The 10,252-nt window shown below is 67.4% G+C and carries 12 protein-coding genes; 3 read left to right on the plus strand and 9 right to left on the minus strand.

All coding sequences use genetic code 11. The annotated features are described in order from the left end of the window. The 9 genes from mobF to BGN98_RS04800 all read right to left on the minus strand — a co-directional run. Positions 1–1,191 (minus strand): MobF family relaxase (gene mobF, locus BGN98_RS04760; protein ID WP_502687811.1); only part of this gene is annotated, 1,191 nt, incomplete at its 3' end. A gap of 105 nt (positions 1,192–1,296) precedes the next feature. Next, on the minus strand, positions 1,297–1,713 hold the full coding sequence (locus BGN98_RS04765; protein WP_102209312.1) for a hypothetical protein: 417 nt from the start codon (positions 1,711–1,713) through the stop codon (positions 1,297–1,299). Between the two features lie 5 nt (positions 1,714–1,718). Continuing rightward, entirely contained in the window at positions 1,719–1,916 is a 198-nt protein-coding gene (locus BGN98_RS04770) for a hypothetical protein (protein ID WP_125131915.1), read from the minus strand. 17 nt (positions 1,917–1,933) lie between these two features. Further along, entirely contained in the window at positions 1,934–2,839 is a 906-nt protein-coding gene (locus tag BGN98_RS04775; RefSeq protein WP_125131916.1) for a hypothetical protein, read from the minus strand. A gap of 2 nt (positions 2,840–2,841) precedes the next feature. Next, positions 2,842–3,249, minus strand: a complete 408-nt coding sequence (locus tag BGN98_RS04780; protein WP_125131917.1) for a hypothetical protein — start codon at positions 3,247–3,249, stop codon at positions 2,842–2,844. 153 nt (positions 3,250–3,402) lie between these two features. Beyond that, positions 3,403–3,570: a hypothetical protein gene (locus BGN98_RS04785; RefSeq protein ID WP_164515465.1), complete on the minus strand. Its 168-nt coding sequence runs from the start codon at positions 3,568–3,570 to the stop codon at positions 3,403–3,405. 10 nt (positions 3,571–3,580) lie between these two features. Then, positions 3,581–4,753, minus strand: coding sequence for a thiolase family protein (locus BGN98_RS04790; RefSeq protein ID WP_125131918.1), 1,173 nt, complete (start codon positions 4,751–4,753; stop codon positions 3,581–3,583). A gap of 96 nt (positions 4,754–4,849) precedes the next feature. Beyond that, positions 4,850–6,052, minus strand: coding sequence for an acyl-CoA dehydrogenase family protein (locus BGN98_RS04795; RefSeq protein WP_125131919.1), 1,203 nt, complete (start codon positions 6,050–6,052; stop codon positions 4,850–4,852). Position 6,053: 1 nt separating this feature from the next. Continuing rightward, entirely contained in the window at positions 6,054–7,598 is a 1,545-nt protein-coding gene (locus BGN98_RS04800) for a CaiB/BaiF CoA transferase family protein (protein WP_288119918.1), read from the minus strand. Between BGN98_RS04800 and BGN98_RS04805 the strand changes: the two genes are divergently transcribed. The 3 genes from BGN98_RS04805 to BGN98_RS04815 all read left to right on the plus strand — a co-directional run. Then, positions 7,530–8,285 (plus strand): SDR family NAD(P)-dependent oxidoreductase, encoded by a 756-nt coding sequence (locus tag BGN98_RS04805; RefSeq protein WP_125131921.1) that lies wholly within the window; start codon positions 7,530–7,532, stop codon positions 8,283–8,285. The genes BGN98_RS04800 and BGN98_RS04805 overlap by 69 nt on opposite strands. Next, complete coding sequence (locus BGN98_RS04810; protein WP_288119919.1) at positions 8,282–9,283, plus strand: LysR family transcriptional regulator; 1,002 nt, start codon at positions 8,282–8,284, stop codon at positions 9,281–9,283. Before BGN98_RS04805 ends, BGN98_RS04810 begins: the two co-directional genes overlap by 4 nt. Before the next feature lie 234 nt (positions 9,284–9,517). After that, positions 9,518–10,252, plus strand: a 735-nt coding sequence (locus tag BGN98_RS04815; RefSeq protein ID WP_288119921.1) for an aldehyde dehydrogenase family protein, incomplete at its 3' end; no start/stop codon positions are given.

Genomic DNA, 10,252 nt, shown 5'->3' on the forward strand with positions numbered 1-10,252 from the left:
CTCCAGCGGCACATCCTCCGCGCGCAGGAGCTTCGCGGGCTCGACCGCGACGGCTTCTCGCGCCCACTCGGTGGCATCCCGGCCCAGCAGTCGGCTCGCGCGGGTGCGCCACTCCTGGGCGAGGTCGGCGAGCGGGCGGACTTCCTTGTCGGGCCGGGTCGCCAGCGTCGCCTGCTGCCGCAGCCGGATGATCGTCTCCCGTGACGGCGCGTGCCCGTGCGCGGCCTCGTAGTCGGCGATCAGGCCATCCTTCTCGATGTCGATGTGCCGCGACCGGGACGAGAACTCGGCGACCAGCTCCTCGGGCACCGTGGCGACCGCCCACACCGGGTTGCGATCCGCGCCCCGGTCGCGCCGCTCCCACCCGACGCCGAGCACGCGGGTCAGGTGATCGGCGAACACCGCGGTGTGCAGCTCGCTCAGCGCCACGGTCGCCGCGTGCAAAGGCCGGCCATCGAGCGACCGCCACTTGCCGTCGAACAGGGTGCGCACCTTGTTGCTCACCACGACATGCGTGTGCAACTGCGGGTCGCTCGCCCGCGAGTCGAAGTGATCGAACGCGGTGGCGATGAGCCCGGTCACCTCGACCTGCGCAACCGCGCCGTCGCGGGACGTTGCGCCCGAGCGCGTCGCTGCAAGCTCGCGCTCCATGAACGCAACCACCTCCGCAACCGCCGCATGGTGCGCCTCCGCGATCCGTGCCTGCGTCGTTGCGTCCGCAACCGCCCACAGCACCGAGGCGGACTTCGGCAGCGAGAAAGTGAAGTCGTACCCGGCGACCGCCCGCCGCGAGGTGCGCGCCGACTCCTCCGCCTCGATCACCACAACGGCCTCAGCTCGCTCATCCGCGCCCAACGCCGGATCGAGCCGCGAGATGCGCGCCGCGATCCGATCCTCGACGCTCGGGAACGCCGGATACGCCTTCCCCAGCGGATCGCCGGTCACCGGGTCGCGCCCCATCCCCAGCAGAAGCTGGAGCTGCGCCTCCGAGACCGGCGCGCCCTCGTGAATCTCACCCTCCCCGAGCGCCGCGAGCCCGCCGCCCATCCAGCGGCCCGGCGGTGTGCCCTGCTCGGCGTAGTACCGGGTCAGCGGCGTCGAGAGCGCCCGCTCGCCGTCAGCCGACGCCACGGAGCGCAGCAGGTACTTGTAGCCGTCCCCCGCGCCCATGACCCGCATCGAAACCGACACCCGGTACCGCCTCTCTCGTCAGGGAGGTGAGCCGCCGAGCCCGCCCTCGGGCGGGCTCGACCTCGATGTGCAAGACGTGTACTGGTCTCTGGAGGGCTTCCGAGATCAGACAAGGCGGGCGCGGACGACGGCGATGTCGCGCTCATGATCGCGCACGATCCTGTCAGCCTTGGTCGTGAACTCCGACTTGTGGATCACGACGAGCCGGATACCCTGCTGCGGCAGGATCTCCGCCTTTCGCTGGTCGTAGAGCCGCCGCTGCTCGCCACGGGGCACACCGGAGACGGTCGCGCGGCGGTCGAACAGCGGGACGGCCACGGTGTGCTGCTTCTCCTGGAACTCAACCACGAGCCCCAGCGCAGGCCAATACCCGTCGACAGGGAGCCTGCGAGCCCGTCCGGTCGTCGGCGACACGTCGCCGACAAGCCACAGGAACGTCGCCTGTCGCTCCCCGCAGACCCCGATCACCTCGTCGCAGAGGTCGAGAACGTAGTGCTCATCACTGTCGGCGCGCTTGCCCACGATGCCTACAGGTACTCGACGACGGCCACTACGCGGATGACGCCGTTGAACTCGTCGCCGCCCGCGACTGTGGACAAGGCGACGATACGGTGCTCCGGCCGGGCGGCGAGCTCCTGCGCGAGCGCGTCCTTGATCGACCCGCGCATGAAGTTGTCGACGCGCACCTCCACGATCTCCTGGGTGCTGGTCAGTCCCTGAGCCATGCCTGTTGTCCCTTCGGCTACGGGATCAGCCCGAGGAGCGTCACGACGCCGCTTGAGACCAGATTCCCGAGTGCTCCCGCTGTCGTCGCTGAGAGGAAAGGCAAGAGCCGCTCCAGAGCCGACTTCGTTCGTGAAGGGTCTTCTGTGGCCACGCCACCGCGTGCATCAGCTATCGCGTCAGACACCTCGTGCTCATCGGCGAGACCGAGCGCGGGCAGGGCTTGCTCTATGCCGTCCAGAGTTTCAGCAGCCTTGACCAGCCATGTCGAGCTGAGGTCAATGCTCTGACTGACGCTTGAACTCTGGTTCGCGATGTTTGCGGGGCCGTGCACTGTCGTGGTGATCGTCGTACCGCTCGTGGCCTCATCGTCACGCACGCTGCCACCGCGTTCGATCAGCCGGACTCCCTTCGGGAGCAGTTCTACGAGCGTGATTTCGCCGGAAGCAAGAGTCGTGCCCCGAATGTAACCAGCGTCCCTCAACGCGGCACTTGCCTTCTCGACATCGGTGTCGGTGAACACGACCCCGAAGTACGTGGCCCCGGACTGGGGAACGCCCTTGGGGTCTGGCATCAGCGCATCATGGACATGAATGCGGTCGTAGAGCCAGCGTAGGAGTACGTCGCGGAGCGCGATGCGACGTGCGGCAACGTCAGCTCGATCCTGCTCGATCCTCGCCGCTGCGTCTCGCCCAGCGGGCGTGACAGCACCGATCCAGTCGCCGAAGGACATGTCCTTGGTGCTTACCCACCCTCGCCGCGCAAGCTCCTGGAGTTCGGAATGGTCGAGCTGTGACGGATCACCGCCCAGGTCAGCAAGGCGCTCCCTCACCGCTTCTTCTTCCGCACCCCATCCGTCAGCGCCTACCGACTGGACGACTGCGAGGATGAGCAGACGCCGGTTGATCTCACGGTCGATTGCCACCGCTACTCCGCCTCGAACTCGTTGGTGGTGAACTTCAGGGTTGTGGCGTTCTCTCGGATGGTGCGGAGCTGCTGCTCGGTGAAGCCGTCGGGGTGGATGGCGTCGATGGAGAGCGAAATGGTGAGCTTCGCGCCGGATGCGGCGAGGTTGGTCAGCACCTCGGTGGCGATCTTGGCGAAGTCGGCGGAGTAGCGTTCGGCGCTGATCGGCGCGCTGCCGACGTACCGGGTCGCCGCGGGCTTCCTCGCAGGCGCTGGCGCGGGAGCGGTGGTCGTAGCGCCTCCCGCCGTGCCCGCTGCTGCCGCCGCAGATGCTGGGGAGTCCGCCTCCGGCGCGGGGGTGCTGCTGGTCGCGGTCGCGGCCAGGTCTGCGGCACGCTGTGCTTCGGCCGGTGCGGGCTTGACGATCAAGGTGGCGTCGGTGACGGGCCTTAGGCCTCGGCGACCTCTACCGCGACAGTATCCGAATCATCACCGACTCCCGCGCAGAAGCGACCCGGTCGTACCCTCGCCCATCACTTGTCTCGCCCCGCAAAGGGCCGACGATCCTCCCGATTGCTCACCTCACGCCCGGCGGCTTGCCTGCCAGTCCCCGACCCGGCGGCAGGAGAGCCAGGATCCTGCCTTGACGTTGTCGGTCTTGATCCTCGCTTCCGCGCGATCATCCTCACCTTCAGCGGGTTCGATCCAACGACCCGGCCGGGCGTGCTGAAAGAGCAACGTGGCGATCATCCGGAGTTGCTCACCGCTCGAGAACGATGGCGAGTCCCTGGCCGACGCCGATGCAGATCGCGGCGACGGCGACGCCTCCGCCGCGGCGGGCAAGCTCGTGCGCGGCGTGACCTACTATGCGTCCCCCGGACGCGCCGAGCGGGTGTCCGATGGCTAGTGCGCCGCCGTGGATGTTGACCCTTTGGGGGTCGAGGTCGGGCCACCCTTTCATGTCGGCGAGGCACTGCGAAGCGAAGGCCTCGTTGAGTTCGACGATGTCGACGTCGGCCCATGTCCTGCCTGCGCGGGCGAGGGCCTTGTTCGCGGCTTCGATCGGGGCGAGGGGGAACAGGTCAGGGTCCACCCCGTGCCATCCGCGGCCGGCGATACGGGCGAGTGGTTCGGCGTCGATCGCGTGCTCCGCGCCGAGGATCACCGCGGAGGCGCCGTCGTTGATGGGGGACGAGTTCCCGGCGGTCACGGTGCCGTTCTCGCTCGCGAACAGGGGCCTGAGGGTCGCGAGCTTCTCGATGGTGGACCCGTCGCGGATTCCCTCGTCGCGGACCAGCTCAGCGCCGGGCACCTGCACGATCTCCGCGTCATAGATGCCGTCGGCCCAGGCCTTCGCGGCGAGTTCATGACTGCGCGCCGCGTACGCGTCCTGCTGCTCCCGGGTGATGCCCAGCAGCTGTGCGACCTTCTCGGCCGATTCCCCGTTGGAGATCGTCCAGTGCGCCGGGAGTGCCGGGTTGATCATCCGCCATCCGATGGAGGTATTCCACAGCGTCTGGTTGCCGACCGCCGGCCACGGTTTCGGCGACTTCTCCACGACGAATGGCGCCCGGCTCATGGACTCGACACCACCGGTGAGCACGATTCGGGCATCTCCCGCTTCGATCGCACGCGAGCCTTGGACCACCGCCTCGACGCTGGATGCGCACAACCGGTTTACGGTGGTGCCGGTGACGGTGGTCGGGAAGCGGGCGAGCAGCGCACCGAATCGCGCGACGTTGCGGTTGTCCTCGCCCGCCTGGTTCGCGTCTCCGAAAATCACATCGTCGATGTCGGACGGGTCCAGCCCGAGCCGTTGAACCGACGCGGCCATCACGAGTGCGGCAAGGTCGTCCGGTCGTGTGGCCGACAGTGTGCCGCCGGCCCGGCCGAACGGGGTGCGGACGGCATCGAAAACGAAGGTCGAGGTCATGGGTGATTCTCCGATCCTGCCGAGTCGCGCCGCGGGGTACGGCGCGTTCCGGGAAGGCTGGGTCGCGGGTATCGACTGAGGCGGGCAGCGTCGAGGTCATGAGAACGCGGCGATGCCCGTGATCTCTCGCCCGATGATCAGGGACTGGATGAAGTCGGTGCCCTCATAGGTGTGCACCACCTCCATGTCGGTGAGGTGGCGGGCGACGTGGTTCTCCAGGAGAAGACCATTGCCGCCGAGCAGGTCGCGGGCGTCGCGGCACAGCGCACGGGAGCGCTGGCCGGTGAACATCTTCGCCAGTGACGCCTGCTCGTTGCTCAGGCGCCCTTCGTCCTGCAGGGTTGCGGTGCGGAAGCACAGCAACTGCATGGCGGTGAGGTCGGCGAGCATGTTGGCGAGCTTGTTCTGCACGAGCTGGTAACTGGCGATCGGCTTTCCGAACTGGACTCGGTCCTGCACATAGGACGCGGCGGCTTCGTAGGCGGCGAGTGCGTGGCCGAGTGCTTCCCAGGCAACCGTGCTGCGTGTGCGGTTGAGGATCGCGGACACGTCCCGGAAGGACGCCGATCCCGCGAGCTTGTTCTCCACGGGGATGCGAAGCCCGGTGATCTCGATGTGCGCCTGCTGGATCGCGCGCTTGGCGATCTTGCCGGTGATCGCCTCGGCGACGTACCCGTCGGGGTACTGGCCGTCGGCGTCCTTCTCGAGGACGAATGCCTTTACTTTGGCATCCGCAGTGTCCCGGGCCCAGAGGATGACGAGATCGGCGACGTGGCCCAGCCCGATCCACCTCTTCATGCCATCGATGACGTAGACATCCCCCTCCCGGCGAGCGGTGGTCTCCAGGGCGACGGAGTCCGAGCCGTGGTCGGGCTCTGTCAACGCGAACGCGCCGAGCTTGCGCAGCGCTGCCATGTCGGGCAGCCACCGTTGCTTCTGCTCGTCGTCGCCGAGCAACGCGATGCTGCCCATCGCCAGTCCGGAGTGGACGGCGTTGAACGTGTTCACGCTGCCGTCGCCGCGGGACAGCTCCATCGCGACCAGCCCGGTCTGCAGGCGGGTGAGCCCCGGGCACCCGTAGCCTTGGATCGCTGTTCCGACGATGCCGAGGTCGCCCAGCGCGGGAAGGATCTGGTAGGGGAAGTCCGCCATCTCCCAGTAGTCGTTGATGATAGGGAGGACTTCGGCGTCCACGAAACCCCGTACACGTGCGATCAGGCTGCGGTCGTCGTCGCCGAGCAGGTCGCCCACCTGGTAGAAGTCCGTGTCTACTCGTTGTGCTGTCGTCGCGATTGTCATCTCAGCGCCCCTCTTCCCGAATTGCCGGGACGGGCACCCGCTCGCCGGCGAAGCCGTCATGGTCTTCCCCGTCCTGCAGCCACCGGCGGATGGCAGCGCTGTCCTGGTCGAGGTCGGGTGGAGCGGTCCGGTACGTCGCGGGGGTGCGGGAGAAGGTGATGGGGTTGCGAATGGTGGGCACCGCCCGGTCGCCGCGGCCGACCAGGACGCTGGGCTCCAGCCCGATCCGCGTGGCGAACTCGACACCTCCGCCAACGTCCAGGATCGGTGCGCACGGCACGTGCAGCGGGCTGAGGATGTCGAACCACTCCTGCGCGGTCTTGGAGGCCAGCCGCGCTGTCAGCATCGGGCGGAGTTCGTCTCGGTGCGCGCTGCGCTCCGCGTTGGACGCGAAGCGGGTGTCCGCGGCCAGCTGCGGCAACCCGACGGCGTCGCAGAACGTGGCGAACTGCACGTCGTTGCCGATCGCGAGGATGAGCTCCCCGTCGCCGGTCGGAAACGGCGCGTACGGGTAGATGCTCGGGTGGTCGTTGCCCATCCGGGTCGGGGACTGCCCGGTGAGCAAGAACCCACCGGTCTGGTTGACCATGCCCGACAGTGCGGAGGACAGCAGGTTCACCTCGACATGCTGGCCCTCCCCTGAATGCTGGCGGTGGTAGAGGGCGGACGTGATCGCGACACAGGTGTGCAAGCCGGCGATCACATCGAACACTGCGATTCCCGAGCGGAACCCCTCGGTGTCCGGCGCCCCGGTCACGCTCATCAGTCCGGACAGCGCCTGTGCCAGCAGGTCGTAGCCGGCAAGCCCGGCGCCTCCCGCGGTGCCGAACCCGGTGATCGACGCGTAGATCACCCCGGGGTTCTCCCGCGCGACCGACTCATAGTCCAGGCCGAATCGCCGCAGACCGCCCGGTTTGAAGTTCTCCGTCAGCACATCGGCTCGCGACGCCAGCCGCTGCGCGAGGACCAGGTCGTCCGGGTCGCGAAAGTCGAGCATGACAGACTTCTTGTTCCGGTTGATGGAGAGGAAGTAGGTCGACTCGCCCCGGTACTCGGGCGGCCGCCAGCCGCGTGTCTCATCTCCCAGTGGACTCTCCACCTTGATCACGGTCGCACCGAGATCCGCGAGCAGCATCGTGCAGTACGGGCCCGCCAGAACCCTGCCGAAGTCGGCGATCAGGAGACCGGCGAACGGCCCGCTGGTCACGTCCTGCGTCATCCGGTCATCCGGGAGCGAGCTCTTCGTCATCGGAAACACCTCAATCGTTGTGTCCGCCCAGACTCCCAGCACTCGTTTATGTCCGTCCAATACCCGATCGGATGCATACTGATGCGGCGTTCGCATGAAAGGGTGACTGTTCCACAACGGAACACTCGAGCCTGCCGTCGGCAGGCCAGCCTCGGTGTCAAGAGGCGACGGTGCCGATAGCGGCCTGCGCCTGTACGTGATCAGCAATGAGGCTAAGGAGAACAACTCATGAGTAGCAGGCTTGCAGGCAAGGTCGCGATCGTCACCGGCGCCGCGAACGGGATGGGGCGCGCTCATGTGCACCGTCTTGCCAAGGAAGGGGCGACCGTCCTCGCCACCGACGTCGACGCGGGCGGGCTCGAGCAGACCGTCGCCGAGGCGAACCGTGACGGCGGGACGGTCGTGGCGCTGGAGCAGGACGTCACGGTCGCGGCGAGATGGGACGAGATCGTGGCCGATGCCGAGCAGCGTTTCGGTCGTCTCGACATCTTGGTGAACAACGCGGGGATACTCATCCTGAAGCCCGTCGACGAGACGACAGAGGAGGAGTGGGATCTGATCTTCCGCATCAACGCTAAGGGCGTCTTCCTGGGCACGAAGGCCGTGGCACCCGCTCTGACCCGCGCAGGCGGCGGATCGATCGTGAACATCTCCTCCATCTACGGCATCATCGGTGCGCCGAGCGCCGCCGCATATGAGGCGTCCAAGGGCGCCGTCCGGCTGCTGACCAAGGCGAGCGCCGTGGACCTGGCGAAATACGGCATCCGGGTGAACTCCGTTCATCCCGGTGTCATCGCCACCCCCATGACCACCGGGCTGCTGGCGACGCCGGAGTCGACGAAGGCGGTGCTGTCCACGACGATCCTCGACCGGCCGGGTCAGCCGGAAGAGGTCTCGAATGTCGTGCTCTTCCTCGCCTCCGACGAGGCATCCTTCGTGACCGGCGCCGAGTACGTCGTGGACGGCGGCTACACCGCACAGTGATCCCCGGTCGGCCGGGGAATCTGCATGTCCCCGGCCGACCCATCCCGATTGCGCGTCAATCGACATCGATTCAGTACCGGACGTGCAATAATCTTCGGATGGATCTGCAGCAGCTGCGCGCCTTCCTCGCTGTCGCCGATGAACTGCATTTCGGGCGCGCCGCAGAGCGCCTCCACATGGCGCAACCGCCGATCAGCCGCGGCATCCAGCAGCTGGAGCGGGAATTGGGCGCGCGATTGTTCGAACGGAGCACTCGCAAGGTCACGCTGACCTCCGTCGGAGAGGCGCTGATCGCACCCGCCCAGGAGGTGCTGGACGCCCTGGATCGGGTGAGCAGAGTCGCCCGGGCGGCCGGAACGGGCGAGATCGGCCACGTCAGGCTGGCGTATGCGGGCGCGTCCTCCAACGTGATGGTCGGACAGCTCGCCCGCGCCGTCAACCAGAACCCCCCGGGCATCCACCTCGAACTGCTCAGTCAGCACTTCGCCCAGCCTGCGATGCAACTGCTGACCCGTGGCGACATCGATATCGCACTCGGCCGATGGGATCACATTCCCGCCATCGTGCGCACCCGCGTGATCGCCATCGAGGAACTGGTCATCGCCGTCCCTGAGACCCACCGCCTCGCCGACGCCGATGCCGTGTCGATCGCGCAGTTCGAGGGGGAACCGTTCGTATCGCTGCAGCCCCAGACCGGGACGCTACTGCTGGAAAGGCTTCGGCAGATGAGCAGAGCGGCCGGGTTCAACGCGGACGTCGTCCAGCACGCACCGGACTCATGGACGCTGATGTCACTCGTCTCCGCCGAGATCGGCTGCTCATTGACCCTATCCTCCGTGATCGACAGCATCGCCGACCCGCACCTGCGCTTCCTACGCCTCACCGACGACGCTCCACCCGTCGAACTGCGGATGGCCTGGCTGCGCGACAGCGACGATCGCGCGCTGCACGCCGTGCTCCGGCTGTCCGAATCCGTCCTCCCGACCCCGCAGACATAGATGCCCCCGCCCATCGCACATCCATGCACAGCCGGCACATGAGAGGGCTTGATTGATACTAGGACTGCAATAGCGACCGGTTGGTTCGGTATTGGACTTCCGCTCGGGCGCGATGCGACGCTGACAGTGCGCAAGAAGGCCGCGTCCCTCTCAATTCTCGGCCCGCCCGGTGGGCGCTGAGAGGACGGTTTGCCGGCTCCGGCGCACGCCGCCGCGAACGGGAGGATCCAACATATGAGCGCCTACGCCACCATCAACCCCGCCACGGGGCAGCGTGTCGCCGAATACCCCCTCATCGGCGACGCCGAGGTGCAGGAGATCATCGGCCGGTCGTATACGACGTACACCACCTTCCGGTCGGTGCCGCTGTCCGAACGAACCCGCTTGCTGCAGCGCGCTGCCGACCTGTACCGGGAGCGCAGCGACGAACTCGCCGCGATCATCACGCTGGAGATGGGCAAGCCGATCGCGCAGTCCCGCGGCGAGGTCGCGCTGGTCGCGTCGATCTACGAGTACTACGCCCAGAACGCGGCGAAGTTCCTCGCAGACGAGCAGCTGGAGATCGCGGGGGGCGGCGAGGCGCTCGTGCGCACCGAGCCCATCGGCCCACTGCTGGGCGTGATGCCCTGGAACTACCCCTACTATCAGGTCGCCAGATTCGCCGCCCCGAACCTGGCGCTCGGCAACACCATCATCCTCAAACACGCCCGCAACTGCCCGCAGTCGGCGCTGGCGATCGAGAAGGTCTTCCACGACGCGGGCTTCCCGCGCGACGCGTACATCAACGCCTTCGTCGACAGCCGGCAGGTGGCGGACATCATCGCCGACCCGCGCGTGCAAGGGGTCTCCCTGACCGGGTCCGAGAAGGCCGGCTCGGCGGTCGGCGAGGTCGCCGGCCGGCACATGAAGAAGTACGTCCTCGAGCTCGGTGGCTCCGACCCGTTCACCGTCCTCGACGATGCCGACATC

Source organism: Microbacterium sp. 69-7 (assembly GCF_001897985.1).
Lineage (GTDB): Bacteria > Actinomycetota > Actinomycetes > Actinomycetales > Microbacteriaceae > Microbacterium > Microbacterium laevaniformans.